Source organism: Aeromonas sp. MTB (genome assembly GCF_056632455.1).
In genome coordinates this window covers 2,030,095-2,045,817 of record NZ_CP147026.1, presented here as the reverse complement: position 1 = coordinate 2,045,817, position 15,723 = coordinate 2,030,095, and the positions used below count along the sequence as shown (strand labels likewise).

Annotated in this window: 13 protein-coding genes; 5 read left to right on the top strand and 8 right to left on the bottom strand. The window is 59.2% G+C overall.

Annotation, left to right across the window (positions count from 1 at the left end):
- Positions 1-111: 111 nt before the first annotated feature.
- On the bottom strand, positions 112-1,497 hold the full coding sequence (locus WBR25_RS09420) for a tryptophanase (protein ID WP_331378539.1): 1,386 nt from the start codon (positions 1,495-1,497) through the stop codon (positions 112-114).
- A gap of 460 nt (positions 1,498-1,957) precedes the next feature.
- Between WBR25_RS09420 and WBR25_RS09415 the strand changes: the two genes are divergently transcribed.
- From WBR25_RS09415 to WBR25_RS09405, 3 genes are all read left to right on the top strand, one after another.
- A complete protein-coding gene (locus WBR25_RS09415) occupies positions 1,958-2,122 on the top strand; it encodes a DUF2256 domain-containing protein (RefSeq protein ID WP_479749740.1) in 165 nt (54 codons plus the stop codon).
- Entirely contained in the window at positions 2,122-3,642 is a 1,521-nt protein-coding gene (locus WBR25_RS09410; protein WP_479749739.1) for a cryptochrome/photolyase family protein, read from the top strand. The genes WBR25_RS09415 and WBR25_RS09410 overlap by 1 nt, the downstream gene beginning before the upstream one ends.
- Positions 3,643-3,796: 154 nt before the next feature.
- The gene (locus WBR25_RS09405) at positions 3,797-5,104 is read left to right on the top strand and encodes a D-amino acid dehydrogenase (RefSeq protein WP_339380510.1); all 1,308 of its coding nucleotides are present in this window, start codon (positions 3,797-3,799) and stop codon (positions 5,102-5,104) included.
- A gap of 73 nt (positions 5,105-5,177) precedes the next feature.
- On the opposite strand, the gene WBR25_RS09400 is transcribed toward WBR25_RS09405, so the two are convergent.
- Entirely contained in the window at positions 5,178-5,552 is a 375-nt protein-coding gene (locus tag WBR25_RS09400) for a hypothetical protein (RefSeq protein WP_479749924.1), read from the bottom strand.
- On the opposite strand from WBR25_RS09400, the gene asd reads away from it, so the two are divergent.
- Complete coding sequence (gene asd / locus WBR25_RS09395) at positions 5,466-6,578, top strand: aspartate-semialdehyde dehydrogenase (RefSeq protein ID WP_005345266.1); 1,113 nt, start codon at positions 5,466-5,468, stop codon at positions 6,576-6,578. The two genes, WBR25_RS09400 and asd, sit on opposite strands and share 87 nt — an antisense overlap.
- 60 nt (positions 6,579-6,638) lie before the next feature.
- Here the strand turns inward: asd and WBR25_RS09390 are convergent, their stop codons facing one another.
- The 6 genes from WBR25_RS09390 to WBR25_RS09365 form a co-directional block, all read right to left on the bottom strand.
- Positions 6,639-7,577 carry an IS1595 family transposase gene (locus WBR25_RS09390; RefSeq protein ID WP_479749900.1) on the bottom strand — a complete coding sequence of 313 codons (939 nt, stop codon included), beginning with the start codon at positions 7,575-7,577 and terminating at the stop codon, positions 6,639-6,641.
- A 144-nt stretch (positions 7,578-7,721) separates the two neighbouring features.
- Positions 7,722-8,555, bottom strand: a complete 834-nt coding sequence (fdhD, locus tag WBR25_RS09385; RefSeq protein ID WP_479749737.1) for a formate dehydrogenase accessory sulfurtransferase FdhD — start codon at positions 8,553-8,555, stop codon at positions 7,722-7,724.
- The gene (locus WBR25_RS09380) at positions 8,552-10,684 is read right to left on the bottom strand and encodes a sigma 54-interacting transcriptional regulator (protein WP_110303107.1); all 2,133 of its coding nucleotides are present in this window, start codon (positions 10,682-10,684) and stop codon (positions 8,552-8,554) included. Before WBR25_RS09380 ends, fdhD begins: the two co-directional genes overlap by 4 nt.
- 416 nt (positions 10,685-11,100) lie before the next feature.
- Complete coding sequence (locus WBR25_RS09375) at positions 11,101-11,343, bottom strand: hypothetical protein (RefSeq protein WP_374842017.1); 243 nt, start codon at positions 11,341-11,343, stop codon at positions 11,101-11,103.
- A gap of 252 nt (positions 11,344-11,595) precedes the next feature.
- Positions 11,596-13,740: a formate dehydrogenase subunit alpha gene (fdhF, locus tag WBR25_RS09370; RefSeq protein WP_479749736.1), complete on the bottom strand. Its 2,145-nt coding sequence runs from the start codon at positions 13,738-13,740 to the stop codon at positions 11,596-11,598.
- A 46-nt stretch (positions 13,741-13,786) separates the two neighbouring features.
- On the bottom strand, positions 13,787-14,386 hold the full coding sequence (locus tag WBR25_RS09365; RefSeq protein WP_479749735.1) for a 4Fe-4S dicluster domain-containing protein: 600 nt from the start codon (positions 14,384-14,386) through the stop codon (positions 13,787-13,789).
- A 608-nt stretch (positions 14,387-14,994) separates the two neighbouring features.
- Here WBR25_RS09365 and WBR25_RS09360 point away from each other — a divergent pair.
- Positions 14,995-15,702, top strand: coding sequence for a hypothetical protein (locus tag WBR25_RS09360; protein ID WP_479749734.1), 708 nt, complete (start codon positions 14,995-14,997; stop codon positions 15,700-15,702).
- Positions 15,703-15,723: the final 21 nt, after the last annotated feature.

Here is a 15,723-nt window from a genome sequence, read left to right as displayed (position 1 = left end):
AAAGCCCCCGCACCTTGGTGCGGGGGCTTTTTTACTGGGCCGTTTAACCGGGAGCAGCCGGTGATCCTCACGGCTTGGCTGGGTTGATCACCCCGTCTGACCGGTTGCTGATCAGACAGGCTTGAGCCGCGCCGTGAAGTGGCGCAGCAGCGGCGGCTCGTAGTCAAAGGTGAGCCCGCGAATGCCGCTGGCCCGCGCTTTTACCGCGATCAGGCAGTCGGCCACATAGTCCATATGATCCCGGGTGTAGACCCGGCGCGGAATGGTGAGACGCAACAGTTCAAAATCCGCCGCCTCCTGCTTGCCGGTGGCGGGATCGCGCCCCAGCAACAGGGAGCCAATCTCCACCCCGCGCACGCCCCCTTCCAGATAGAGCTCGCAGGCGAGCGCATGGGCCGGGAACTGCTCGGCCGGAATATGGGGCAGCAGTTTCTTGGCATCGACAAAGACCGCATGGCCGCCGGTGGGGGTCTGGATGGGGATGCCCGCCTCGGCCAGCCGCTCGCCGAGATAGGCCACCTGACTGATGCGATAGGTGAGATACTCCTCATCCATCCCCTCGCGCAGGCCGATGGCAAGTGCCGCCATGTCCCGTCCGGCGAGGCCGCCATAGGTGACAAACCCCTCCATAGCCACGCAGCGCACCTGCACGGCGCGAAACAGGTCGAGATCCTCCTTGAAACAGCAGAGCCCGCCGATATTGACCAACCCGTCCTTTTTGGCCGACATGGTGAAGATGTCCCCCAGTGCGAACATCTGGCGCACTATCTCCTTGATGCTGTGCTTGGCATAGGCCGGATCCCGCTCCTTGATAAACCAGGCGTTCTCGGCAAAGCGGGCGGCGTCGATCACCACCGGAATCTGGTGGCGACGGGCCAGTTCGGAAACCGCCTCCATATTGGCCATGGAGACCGGCTGACCACCGGCGCTGTTGCAGGTCACCGTGATGATGATACCGGCCACGTTGTCGGCTCCCAGGGTCTCGATGGTGTCGGTCAGGCGGGGAAGATCAAAATCCCCCTTCCAGGCATAAGGGGCCGTGGTGTCGAGGGCCTTCGGGGTGAGCAGGTTGATGGCCCGCGCCCCGGCCAACTCCACATGGGCCTTGGTGGTGTCGAAGTGGTAGTTGGAGATAAAGACCGGTGCCTTGCCCTTGCAGCGCTTGACCAGCTCGGGGAAGAGGATCTGCTCCGCCCCGCGTCCTTGGTGGGTGGGCATCACATGCTGGTAGCCAAAAATGTCGCGCACCGCGCGCTCCAGCTCGACGAAGTTGCGGCTGCCCGCATAGGCCTCATCCCCCATCATGATGCCGGCCCACTGACGGTCGGACATGGCACCGGTGCCGCTGTCGGTCAGCAGATCGATATAGACATCCTCGGCCAACAGCAGGAAGGGGTTCCAACCAGCGGCCTCGAGGGCGGCGCGGCGCTCGGCGCCAGTGGTCTGTTTGATGGGCTCGACCATCTTGATACGAAACGGCTCGGGTATACGACGCATAAAAGACTCCTCACCGGCGCTAGGCCAGTGTGTATGAAATCGGGATTGGCAAAGAGGCCGGGGCGATCAGGGTCGTCCGGCTGACAAATTCAAACGGCGGGTGCCGCCAATCAGCGGTGAGGAAAGTCGAAGGTGAGAATGGGATCCCGGGTATACCAGTGGGCGAGCAGGCAAGCTGCCCGGGGCGTAGCTGTCATGATTGGCATCACTCCCCTCCATATCGGTTGTAGACAGTCGGTGGCCAACAAGATCCATTGATGGATGCTGCCAACAGGCAGCCTCGCCACGTTAACGGCTGGTTAATTGGCAAACAAGGGGTGCACCGACGGGCTGTGCGCCCGCTCACAAAGTGCACATCTGCGCGGCAAACCGGCAGTGAGGTTGATCCGCCCGCGCCCCCGCTTCGTTATTCTCCCTACCCACACGCCACATCCCCCATCAGCCAAGGCCGGAAGCCATCATGCATCGCAAACCCCATCTGCCCGAGAAGATCTGCACCGTCTGCCAGCGACCCTTCAGTTGGCGGCGCAAATGGGCGCGCAGTTGGGAGGAGGTTCGCTACTGCAGCGAGCGTTGTCGCCACGTTCGTCACAGCAGCCAGCAATCTGAGGGGGAGCGAGTCTGATGGAGCTGCGCCTGATTCTCGGCGATCAGCTGAACGCCGCTCACAGCTGGTTTCGCACCCCGGATCCGGCGATCTGCTACCTGATGGCAGAGCTACGGCAGGAGACTGACTACTGCCGCCACCATCGCCAGAAGGTGCTGGCCTTCTTTGCCGCCATGCGCGCCTTCGCAGCGGCACTCACCCAAGCGGGCCACCGCGTCTGTTACCTGACCCTCGATGAGAATGCCCGCTGGCCCGACTTGCCCAGCCTGCTGGCAGCCCAAATCGCGGCACATCAGGCCGACAGCTTTGCCTGGCAGAGCCCGGACGAGTGGCGCCTCGCCAGCCAGTTGAAAAGCTGGGCGGTGGGCCTTGCCATCCCTGTCACCGAGGTGGAGAGCGAACATTTTCTCACCCCCCGCGATGGCTGGCAGCGCTATCCTCACAGCCGGATGGAGTTCTTCTACCGCGCCCTGCGAAAGCAATACCAAGTGCTGCTCGATGAGCGCGGCCAACCCCTTGGCGGGCGCTGGAACTTCGATGACGAGAACCGCGCCAAGCTGCCGGAGCGTCAGCCGATCCCGGAACCTCTCACCTTTGCCAACGAGGTGAGCGAGATTGACGCCATGCTGACCCGCCACGGGGTCAGCACCATCGGCGAGGCGGATGCCAGCCAACTGCCGTGGCCCATCACAAGGCGCCAGAGTCGCGAGCTGCTGGCCCATTTTCTCACCCACTGCCTGCCCCATTTTGGCCGCTATCAGGATGCCCTGAGCGAGCGGGGCTGGAGTCTGTTTCACAGCCGCCTGTCGTTTTCCCTCAACAGCAAGATGCTTCATCCGCTTGAGGTGATCCGCGCCGCCGAATCCCACTGGCAGGCCAATCAGGCCACTATCACGCTGGCACAGGTGGAGGGGTTTATTCGCCAGATCCTCGGCTGGCGCGAGTTTGTCCGCGTCCTCTACTGGGAGAAGATGCCCGACTACAAGCAGAGCAATTTTCTCGGGGCCAAGCGGCCGCTGCCCGGTTTCTTCTGGAGCGGCGAAACCAGGATGGCCTGCGTGCGCCACGCCATTCGCCAGTCTCTTGAGCACGGTTACGCCCACCATATCCAGCGGCTGATGGTGACCGGCAACTTTGCCCTGCTGGCGGGGATCGATCCTGACGAGGTGGATCAGTGGTATCTCGGCATCTATGTGGATGCCATCGAGTGGGTGGAGCTGCCCAACACCCGCGGCATGAGCCAGTTTGCCGATGGCGGCCTGATGGGCAGCAAGCCCTATGCCAGCAGCGGCGCCTATCTCGAGCGGATGGGCCACTACTGCAAGGGGTGCCACTATCAGGTGAAAGCCCGCCACGGCGAAGGAAGTTGCCCCTTTAACAGCCTCTACTGGCACTTTCTCTGGCGCAATCGGGACAAACTGGACGGCAATCCCCGCCTCGCCCTCCCCTATGCCAACTGGGATGGCCAACCGGCAGCGCAGCAGCAGGCCATTCTGGCAACAGCAGAGCAGTACCTGATCAAGCTGGAGCAGTTGTAAGCGGGCCATACCCCCTGACACTGCCCTGAAAACAGCGCAGCGATTTACGCTGGCAATCAGGCGCGTCATCGCACCAAACACCAGCCTGTGACAGGCAAGCAGACGGAGATCCCAATCCTGCGCAGAGCGGTTGAATATCCTGTGGCGGCTGATTATGGTGGTGGCCACATCAGGAGATCAGTCAAGGAAAGACGATATGGAGATAGTGGTTCTCGGTGGCGGCGTAATTGGGGTAACCAGCGCCTGGTATCTGGCCAAAGCGGGTCACAAGGTGACTCTGCTGGAGCGACAAGGTGGCGTCGCCCTTGAAACCAGCCATGCCAACGCCGGGCAGATATCCCCGGGTTATGCGGCACCCTGGGCGGCCCCCGGCATCCCCCTCAAGGCCGCCAAGTGGATGCTGCAAAAGCATGCCCCCTTCACCGTGCGCCCCACTGCCGACCCCTTCCAGCTACGCTGGATGCTCAGAATGCTCGCCAACTGCACCCCGACCGCCTATGCCACCAACAAGGGGCGCATGGTGCGTCTGGCCGAATACAGCCGCGACTGCATGAAGCGGCTGCGCGACGAGCTCAACATCGATTACGAAGGGCGCCAGCTCGGCACCCTGCAGCTGTTTCGCAGCCAGTCCCAGCTCGATGCCAGTCAGCGCGATATCGAGGTGCTGGAGGAGTATGGCGTCCCTTACCAGTCGCTGGATGCCAGCGGCTGCGAAGCGGCAGAGCCTGCGCTGGCAAGGGTGCGCGGCAAAATCGTCGGCGGCTTGCGTCTGCCCGGCGACGAGACCGGCGACTGCTTCCGCTTCACCAAGGCCCTTGCCCTTGAAGCCGAGAAGCTCGGGGTCAAGTTTGTCTTCAACTGCGACATCGACGAGATTGAGCAAGCCCGTGGCCGCGCCGTGGCGGTGCGGGCGGGCGAGCAGCGCTATCGCGCCGATGCCATCGTCTGTGCGCTCGGCAGTTATGCCACCGGTTTTTTGCGGCCGCTGCTGCGCCCGCTCGGGCTGGAGCTGCCGGTCTATCCGGTCAAGGGCTACTCCCTCACCCTGCCGATGATCAATGCCGAGGCCGCGCCGCGCAGTACCGTGCTCGACGAGACCTACAAGGTGGCCATCACCCGATTTGACGAGCGGATCCGGGTCGGCGGCATGGCGGAGCTGTCGGGCTACAACCTCGCTCTCAACCCGAGGCGCCACGACACCCTGGCGATGGTGGTGGGCGATCTCTTTCCCGAGGGGGGCGATATCAGCAAGGCCGAGTTCTGGACCGGCCTGCGCCCCATGACGCCGGACGGCACCCCGCTGGTGGGGCCGAGCCCCATTCCCGGCCTCTGGCTCAATACCGGCCACGGCACCCTGGGCTGGACCATGGCGGCCGGTTCGGGTCAGCTGTTGTGCGATCTGATCAGCGGCAGCGAGCCCGCCATCAGCGATGAGGGGCTCACTTTGGCCCGTTACGGCTAAGCGCATAACAGGTCGGGCTGTTTCACTCGCCAACTGCGCCCTCAGACCACAGCAGAGGACGTTCTCAACCGCTTTATTGACAGGCCACCGCCAAAAACGGTGGCTTTTTCGTCTGATGTTGACCTTCTCCTTCCCCGTCTACCTGAGCGGTGCTCTGGCTGCCGGTTAATGCAGCAAACGGCACAGAATATTGCGCAATTCGACTTGCGCCAGCCGCCACAATCCGTAATGTGGATAGACGCATTTTTCGCAGCGCATATTTTTTAAATGGCCTGTAAACCGCTTGTAAACAGGCGTCGCCAGACAAGGGGTTACGGGTGTCACCGCGAGTTTCTTTAGCAGCAATCCAGGGTAGGACAATATGAAAAAAGTAGGTTTGGTCGGTTGGCGTGGCATGGTGGGATCGGTTCTGATGAGCCGGATGCAGGAAGAGCAGGATTTCGCCCATATTCAACCCACATTCTTCACCACCTCCCAGGCCGGTGAGGCCGCCCCCAACTTCGGCGTCGATGCCGGTACTCTGCAGGACGCCTTCGATATCGAGGCGCTGGCCAAGCAGGATATCATCATCACCGCCCAAGGCGGCGACTACACCAAGGATGTCTATCCACGCCTGAAGGCCGCTGGCTGGCAGGGCTACTGGATTGACGCCGCCTCCTCCCTGCGGATGGAGAAAGATGCCGTCATCATTCTGGATCCGGTCAACGGCGACGTGATTGAGCAGGCCCTGAACGATGGCATCAAGACCTTCGTCGGCGGCAACTGCACCGTCAGCCTGATGCTGCTGGCCCTCGGCGGCCTGTTCAAGGCCGATCTGGTGGAGTGGGTCAGCGTGGCGACCTATCAGGCTGCCTCCGGTGGCGGTGCCCGCCATATGCGTGAGCTGGTCACCCAGATGGGGATGCTGCGCGACGAAGTGGCGGTCGAGCTGGCGGATCCCGCCTCCGCCATTCTCGACATCGAGCGCAAGATCACCGAGAAGACCCGCTCCGGCACCCTGCCGGTGGACAACTTCGGCGTACCGCTGGCCGGTGGCCTTATCCCCTGGATCGACACCAAGCTCGACAACGGCCAGAGCCGTGAAGAGTGGAAGGGTCAGGCCGAGACCAACAAGATTTTGGGTATCGAGAACGCCGTCATTCCGGTGGATGGTCTCTGTGTGCGGATCGGCGCCCTGCGCTGCCACAGCCAGGCGTTCACCATCAAGCTGAAAAAGGATGTGCCGCTGGCGGAGATCGAAGCCCTGCTGGCTGCCCACAACGACTGGGTAAAAGTGATCCCCAACGATCGCGATATCACAGCCCGCGAGCTGACTCCGGCGGCCGTCACCGGCACCCTCAGCATTCCGGTGGGTCGTCTGCGCAAGCTCAATATGGGCCCTGAGTATCTGGCCGCCTTTACCGTGGGTGATCAGCTGCTGTGGGGCGCCGCCGAGCCGCTGCGCCGCATGCTGCGTATCCTGCTGGCGCGCTAATCCGCCACAGAAGCAGATACAACAAGGGCGGGGAGTCACACTCCCCGCCCTTTTTCATGGCTATGTCCCAATTACGTGTTGCATGGGGCGCCCCAGCGCCTCATGCAAACATGCTTTGATATTTACGCCCCTCCCGTAACGCTCCAGCATTCTGCGCCAACCCAGGTAGTTCTTCAGGTAGTGCGTCGCCACGCCATGGAAGCGCTCCATCCACTCTTTCAACCGATGGTGATACCCGTTCACGTGTTGAATGTGATACGCACCGACCACCCGTTCGCCTTGGCGATTGTGCACCACCTGATGGGTTACGCCCTGCTTTTTGCTGAAACAGGCATACACACCCGCACCATCGCTACACAGCACCGCATCCGGTGACACCAGCGGCTTCAACACCGCGATGACCGTCTCGGCATTCATCTGCTCCAGCTGAAAATCTGCATGGTGGCCTGCACGGTCTTGTACCACCATCACCGGGATGTAATCCGGCCCGGTTCCACGGGTTCGCCCTTTACCACCGCGATGCCGTGCCGGACGCGGCAGCCCCCGTTGCCCCTTGAACGATTCAAGGAAAAAGGTCTCATCAACCTCAACGATGCCCTCTTCCCGTGTGGCTTGATGGCCTGCCATGGCACGCAAGAAGCGGTGACGCCAGAGGAAGGCGGTATTTTTGCTGACCCCACAGCGCCGCGCTGCCTGGCGGACGGTCAGCCCTTCGATGATGGCTTGCGCGTAGTCTTCCCAGCACTGTGCTTTACGCAACCTGGCCAGAGGCGTTTTGGTCAGAACGGTGCTGGTGCGCAGACACTGTTTGCAACGGTAGCGGCGTAGTCCCCGACTCCATCCCCAAGGCGCCAGCTGGGCGACATCTGCCTGACAATGTGGGCATCCACTGCATGCAGGTAACTGGGTATTGAGCGAGGTAATGGTGTGGGGCGCAGTGAGTTCCTGCTGGGCAACACGGCGCTGGCGCAGGGTTAACTGGGGAAAGAGGGACAACAGGTGTTGAAAGGCTGGGGTATCCCCATGATGGTAGACCTCAAGGTGATGGCCTACTTCAAGATTAGCCTTTCAACACGTAATTGGGACATAGCCTTTTTCATTGCCTGTTTTCGTGACCCGTTTAGCGGGTTTGCGGCCTTGCCATTACTTGAGCAGAATGCGCTGGCAGCCGCTGTAGATCTCGGCCCGCCCAGGGCGGCAAAAGCCCACCAGCGTCAGCCCGGTCTGCTCGGCCCGCTCGACCGCAAGCTCGGTGGCGGCGGAGATGGCGAGCAATATTTCCACTCCGGCGCTGGCGCACTTTTGCACCATTTCGAAGCTGGCGCGGCTGGTCACCAGAATGGCACCATCACGGCGGCCCGTGCGGCACAGATGGCCCACCAGCTTGTCCAGCGCAATATGGCGCCCCACATCTTCGCGGATGGCGAGAATATTGCCCTCACCATCCAGATGCACTGCCGCATGGGTGGCGCCGGTGCGCTGGCCCAGCAGCTGGAGCGGGCGCAACGCGGTCAATACCTTGTCGATATGCCCTACCGCCAGACGCTGACTATCGGGCAAGCTTGGTTGGGTACGGATCACCTGATCCAGACTCTCGCTGCCGCAGATGCCGCAACCGGTGCGCCCCGCAAGGGTGCGCCGCTTCTCTTTGAGGCGATAAACGCAGCGATTGGCCAGGGTGATATGCAGCTCAATCCCCTGACAGCCGTCAGTCTGCTCGATGTCGTGGATATCGAGCAGGCTGTCGATGATCCCCTCGGATAGCGAAAAGCCGATGGCAAAATCCTCAAGATCGGAGGCCGAACACATCATCACGCTGTGAGCGATGCCGTTGTAGACCAGCGCCACCGGCGTCTCGGAGGGGAGCGCCATCTCGCTGTCGCAGGTCAAGGTATCGTCGCGGTAGTGCACCACCTCGCGATGGATGGCGCAGCGTGCCAGTTCGTTCTGCGCCTCCAGCTCAAGTAGCTCTCTCATGGTGCGACCCCGTCAATGATCTCGGGATCTCTGGCCGAGATGCCGAGCCGCTTCATTTTCGAAAGCAAGGTGGTGCGCTTCATGCCGAGACGGTTGGCCGCCCCCCGCTCGCCAGCGACGATGCCGTTGCAGTCACGCAGGGCGGCGATGATCGCCTCGCGCTCATCAATCGGCCCCTCCTCGGCAAAGAGCGGCGTGGCGGGCTCGTCATAGACCAGAGTCTCAATCTTGTGGTAACCCTTGAGGGGCATCAGCTCATCGGGCGAGAGGTTGAGCACATGGCCGCGGGTCATCACCACGGCGCGCTCGATGACGTTCTCCAGCTCGCGGATATTGCCGTACCAGGGCAGCGACACCAGCATCTTCATGGCATCGGCGGGGATCGAGGTGATGGTGCGGCGCATCCGCTTGGCGATCTTCTTGATAAAGAAATTGACCAAGAGCGGAATGTCCTCGCGCCGCTCCCGCAGGGGCGGCAGCTCGATGGGAAAGACATTGAGGCGGTAGTAGAGATCGCTTCTGAAACGCTTGTTCTTGACCATTGAGAGCAGATCGCAGTTGGTGGCGGCCACCAGCCGCACATCCACCGCGATGGGGTTGCTGTTGCCCACCCGCTCCAGCTCGTGCTCCTGCAATACCCGTAAGAGTTTGGGCTGCAAGTCCAGCGGCATATCCCCCACTTCGTCGAGGAACAGGGTGCCTTTGTGGGCCCGCTCGAAGCGGCCGATGCGCTGGGTCAGAGCGCCGGTAAAGGCCCCCTTCTCGTGGCCAAAGAGATCGCTCTCGATAAGGCCGGTGGGAATGGCGGCGCAGTTCACCTTCACCATCTCGTGGTCGTGGCGGGCACTCAGGGCGTGAATGGCCTGGGCGATCAGCTCCTTGCCGGTGCCGGTCTCGCCGAGGATCAGCACGGTACTGTCGCTCTCGGCCACAAGTCGCACCTTCTCCAGTACGCTCTCCATCACCGCGCTCTGGTAGATGATGTGGGGGAACTCCCCCTGCATCTGGGGCTCGTTGATGCGAATGGTCTTCTCTTTTGCGCCGTTGGTGTTGGAGATCTCCTGCTGAGCCTGCACGTTGTTCATGGCAATGGCTGTGCGCGCCGCCACCTGCTCCAGCAAGGAGATATCGATATCGGCAAAGAAGTCGGCGTTGGGGTGCGAGAGGATCAGCACCCCCAGCAGGTTGCCCCGATAGCGCAGCGGCAAAATGCAGGAGCTGTCAGCCTCGGGCGGCAGGATCTGGGAGGTAAAGCGGCAGCGATTGCTGCAGCCGTGGCCGTGTTCGCGATAGACAAAAAACGGCTCGCTATGACCAAGGGCCCCCTGCAGGCACTTCTTTTCGAAACAGGAGTGGTCGATGATGCCCGGCTGATCGCTCTGGTGCTGATTGACCAGATAGCTCTTGAAGCTGTCGGAGGTGGCGTTGTACTCCGCCAGACACAAGCTGCTGATGCCAAAGTGGTGGTGCAGGATGGCAAACAGGCTCTTGGGCAGCTCGGCGATGCGCACTAATTTAATCACTGCATTGGTCACATCCACCAGAATTTTGCAGCTGTCGCGCTCAAGACGCAGGGAGTTGGCCTGCTCCAGGGTGCGCTCCTTGTCGAGCACGTTCTCCAGCGCAATGGCGATAATGGCCGCCAGCTGGGTCAGTTTGGCGAGGGTCTCCATGGTGAAACTGTCGAGCTGGGTGTTGATAAACTCGACCCCGCCCAGATGGCTGCGGGCGGTGGTGATGGGGAGCTGGCAGTAGGAGCGCAGCCCCCCGTAGACCCCTTCGCGATCCAGCGCCGGGCAGCGATTCTCAAAGCGGGCGGCAGCGAGAATGATGGCCTGTTCCGGGGTCTCTTTGGTAGGACGGGGGGAGAGGTGCAGCTCTGCCTTGGGGCAGACCAGATGCTTTGGGCCGGAATGTCCCATGAAGTAGAAGATGGCCTCCTCGTCCGCACCCATGTTGAGGATCAGGTTGACCCGGGTCACGCCGCCGAAGCTGGCATCTATCTTGTTGAGTTTGTGGATAAAGTCATCGAGCGTCACGGCCGACAGGAGGGATTTGGAGAGCAGGAGGAAACCGTCGTCCCAGATGGGAGAGATCTCGTCCAGGGGGATGGCACTCACATTTAGCATTGCGGCCTCACGTTATATCGATTTAGTCACCAGTCAGGCTGTCCATGCCATCGCATCACGACAAGCACCCGTCACCAAAATAAATAGCCACAGCCCGTAAAAACGGCTGCCAATAAGAAAAGCGGTGACGAAAATTGTCGCATGTTGCAATTCCAGAGTTGTTATTAACGAACGACAACAAAAAGTAACATCGTTATCGGGGGATATATTGGAATGGCGACTCATCATAGATGAGCTCAAATTTCATTACAATCCGATTTAATATATCTGATGGCCATATTTAACCGGTTATTTCATCAGTTCTTGATCTCAATTAAGGCGCCCGAAAAGTGGGCCGCCGTCAACTGTCAGATCTGCCTCTCCTCTTCGCTGGCTGCGAGATTCAAGATGGCGTTTGCAACCCATCCATCGGCAATTTACGAAGTGATGATCCGGCTGTGGCAGCACTTCAGGCCACCGAAGATAAAGAGGGCTGACAGGCTCTGGAAGGCCATCAGCAGCCAGCTGGCGTTGTCGGCAAGCTCAGCGGTGACGCTCTGGTGAGTGAGGTAGATCAGCAGGGTGATCACCCCCAACAGCAGGCTGTTGATCAAGGTGGTGGAGATAAACCCGATCAGCCAGGCACTGGAAATACTCAAGGCGGAAAATACGCTGCTCATGGCAAGCCTTGCTGCCATAAAACAGCCGAAAAAACCGAAGCCGAGCAGAAATATCATCTCGTCGCGCCAAATATAGCAACCTATTCCCAGCAATATCGCCGCCAGATAGGTGCCAATATAGAAAAGTCCGAATAAGCGACCAATTTCATGTTGCATCATTTACTCCCCTTTTTTTGGGTAATAAAAGGGTGCCCGACTCGATAAATCCGAGTCGAGTTCCCTTATTTGTGCAGAACCTCTTTTTTAGGGCGATCAGCCTTTGGCTGCGCTGCGCAATTTCGCCTTGAGCGCGCTGTATTCAGTCTGGACGTACACTTCCGCCTCAGGCTGATTGTCGATACGCTCGATCTTCACCGCGCAGTACTTGTACTCCGGCGTGTGGGAGACGGGATCGACGTGCTCGATAGTGAGCTCGTTACAGGCCCCGATCCACCACTGGTAGGTCATGTAGACCACCCCGGCGTTGACCCGGTCGTTGTAGTTGGCCCGGGTGATCACCTTGCCACGGCGCGACGAGATCCAGACCAGCGCCTGATCCTTCACCCCGAGCTTTTTGGCATCGCTCGGGTGGATCTGCACATAGCCGGGCTCATCGGCCAGGGTTTGCAGCGCCGAGCAGTTGCCGGTCATGGAGCGGCAGGAGTAGTGACCCACCTCGCGCACGGTGGAGAGCACCAGCGGGTACTCGGCACAGGGCTGCTCCAGCGGCGGCCGCCACTCGGAGGCAATCAGCTGACCCTTGCCACTCGGGGTGGTGAACACATTCCCCTCGAACAGGGTGCTGGTGCCCGGGTGATCCTCGGTCGGGCAAGGCCACTGCACGCTCTTGAGATCGGCCATCTTGTCGTAGCTGACCCCGGCGTAGAGCGGGCAGAGCGCACGCATCTCGTCCCAGATCTCTTCGGTGTTGTGGTACTCCATGGGATACCCCATGGCGGTCGCCATCAACGAGAAGATGGCCCAGTCCGGTTTCACGTTCTCAGGGGGCGTCACCGCCTTGTAGAAGCGCTGGAAGCCGCGATCCGCCGAGCTGTAGACCCCTTCGTGCTCGCCCCAGCTGGTGGCGGGCAGAATGACATCCGCCATCTCGGCAGTCTGGGTCATGAAGATATCCTGCACGATCACCAGCTCCATCCCTGCCAGAGTACGGCGGAACTGACCGAGATCTGCTTCGGTCTGGGCCGGATCTTCACCGAAGATGTAGAAGGCCTTGCACTTGCCCTCCTCCACCTTGTGGCCAAGCTCCGTCAGGCGATAGCCGGGCTTTTGGGAGAGTGACTCCACGCCCCACGCCTTGGCAAACTTGGCGCTGATGGCAGGATCGGCCACCGACTGATAGCCCGGGAACTGGTGGGGCAGCATCCCCATGTCACAGGTGCCCTGCACGTTGTTCTGACCGCGCACCGGCCCGCAGCCGGTGCCGCGCCGACCGAAGTTGCCGGTCAGCAGCGCCAGACCCGCCAGCCCCTTGACCACGTCCACCGCCTGACCGTACTGGGTCACCCCCATGCCCCACAGGATCATGGAAGCAGGCGACTCGGCATAGGTGCGAATGGCGGCGCGGATATCGGCGGCTTTGAGGCCAGTGATCCCCTCCACATATTCCGGGGTGTACTTGGCCACCGTCGCCTTGAAGGTCTCGAACCCTTCGGTGTAGTTGGCGACAAAGGCCTTGTTGTAGAGCCCTTCATTGATCAACACGTTGGCGAAGGCGTTAACCAGCGCCATGTTGGAACCGTTTTTGAGCGGCAGCCACTGATCGGCGATACGGGCGGTCTCCACCATGCGGGGATCACACACAATCACCTTGGCCCCGTTTGCCTTCGCCTTGAGAATATGGCGGGCGACGATGGGGTGAGAGTCAGCAGCGTTGTAACCAAACACCAGCAGGCACTTGGTCTCTTGAATTTCGGGAATGGCGTTGCTCATGGCGCCGTTGCCTACAGTTGTCTCCAGACCGGAGACTGAGGGTGCGTGTCACACCCTCGCGCAGTGGTCGACGTTGTTCGTCCCAATCACCGCACGGGCAAATTTCTGCATCACATAGTTGGCTTCATTGCCCGGGCCACGGGCAGAGCCGGTGGTCATGATGGCGTCCGGGCCATATTTCGCCTTGATGGCAGCCAGACGGCTGCTGGCGAACTCGATGGCTTCGTCCCAGGAGACGGCCTCGAACCTGCCACCGCGCTCGCGGCGGATCATCGGGCTCTTGAGACGGGGGGTCAGCAGGTTGGTGTCGTTCAAAAAATCCCAACCGTAATAGCCCTTGAGGCAGAGCTGCCCCTCGTTGGTCCGGCCGTTGGCGCCTTCGGCCCCCACCACCTTGTCGTTTTCAACCAGCAGGTTGATTTTGCAACCGGTGCCGCAATAGGGGCACACGGTAATGACTTTTTTCATGACTCACACTCTTGTTTGTTAACGAAAAACGGCTCGGCAAGCCCGCTCACACCCGCGCAGGCATAGCCAGCAGTGCCTCGGCACTGGCCAGCTGCTTCTGCCGGTTCAGGGTTTCAAGATGCTCCGGCGTGACCAGCCGCAGCGCCTGGGTCGGGCACACCTCGACACAGGCCGGGCCCGCCTCGCGGTGACGGCAGAGATCGCACTTGATCGCCTGTGCCTTGGTCTGCGGACGCTTGAAGAGCGAATCGGCAGCGGGGGCCACCTCTTTGAGCACCACCGCCATGGCGCCGTAAGGACAGGCCACTACGCAGGACTTGCAGCCGATGCAGCGCTCCTGCAACACCTTGACGCAACCATCCTCGCTGACGATGGCATTGTTCGGGCAGGCCATGGCGCACGGCTTGTCTTCACACTGGCGGCAAAGCACCGGCGTGGTCACCTTGCTGCCCACGATCACCTTCAGGCGCGGCTGAAAGTAGCTGTCCCTGGAGACCAGATGTCCATCCTCGATGGCAAGATGCAGGCCGCCCTCCCGCTCAAGGGTCCCGCTGCAAGACCCTGACTGGTGTGAAACGGCGCAGGCCACCTCACAGGTACGACACCCAATACAGAGACTGGGATCTGCAATCACGAAGCTGTTCATAGAGAGGGATCCTAAATGGTTCGTTACACCGGGCCGCCCGCCGACAGGCAAAGAGGCGGCCAGCCCCCACAAAGCATTTATCAGACCAAAACGGGCCAAGGGTGCGATAAAAGTTCACAACCATCTGAAAATAAAGAAGTAATTAGAAATAATTACGTGCTAATTGCCACCCCTGACGAGGGTGACGACGGGCTGGGAAGTGTGATCGACACGACAAAAGTGACGAGCTCGACACCGGCTGACCAACCCCTGCCCCAACCGCGTGGCAGAGCCGTTCAAAGGAGTTTGCAACCAAGTTCGGCCGCCCTAAACCGGGCAAGCGGAGGGACAATATCCGGCGGGAAAAAGCCATACCAAGGGCCAAAAATGGGCTGTGCAGCATGTCAAAGCCGCTTGGGGCGATGGCCAAGTTGTTTGGTTTTGCTATCGAGCTGGCAGACCATCATCAAGTCAAACCGAACAAGAATGGGCCACTTATTGACTGATTTGTTGAGCCAGAGCCGGTTTTAGGCCCCTGCCCCTTCATTTTTTTAACTATCCGGTTAACATGGAAATTTAAAAATTTACTACCCATTATCGAATAATGTTGGATTTAAATTGGTGAGCATATGACAATTTTAAAAAACTCGGTCAAATCAATGATAATAAGTTATTTGGGTGGCCAAAATTTTTGTCGTGAAGACTTTACCGTTGTGTTTCCTGACAATGGTAATACATTGGTAAATGTGACATTTTCAGCAAAACCTGAGTATACATTTAGAATTTATGAGAGCTCTGGGATGATAAACTTTGCCAATATAAGCAGAAATGCAGATGTAACGCCCAGAACTCTATGCCAGATGTCTCCTGGACAATATAAAAACGTTGAACAAAAATCACATGATGACTTAGATTCTGCAATAGCAAGTATATCGCACTGGTTAGGTTATATAAAAGAAGATCTTATCAACCTTAGATTCAATGATACATCGACAATCGATGAGTTCACTCAAAATTTCCAGAAAAAGGTTGATGAAACAATAGACGAACCAGACTCTTATTTTACTGAAGCTGAAGCTAATGTACTTAAAGAAAAACTGGATGAGTTAAAACGTAGAATTGAAGAACTGGAAGCTTGCGATGAAATATCAAGCAATGATAAAAAGCAATTCGATAGCGCGATAAATAAAACTAAATCAGACTTGGATATATTTCCAAAAGGGATATGGTATAAAACAGCAGGAAATAAAATAATCAGTTTGATTAAAGCAATTCTAAAAACGCAAGAAGGTAGGCAAGCGTTGTTTGAAGTCGCTAAGAAATTGCTAGGCGCATAAAACCAACAATTGTACTTTTAC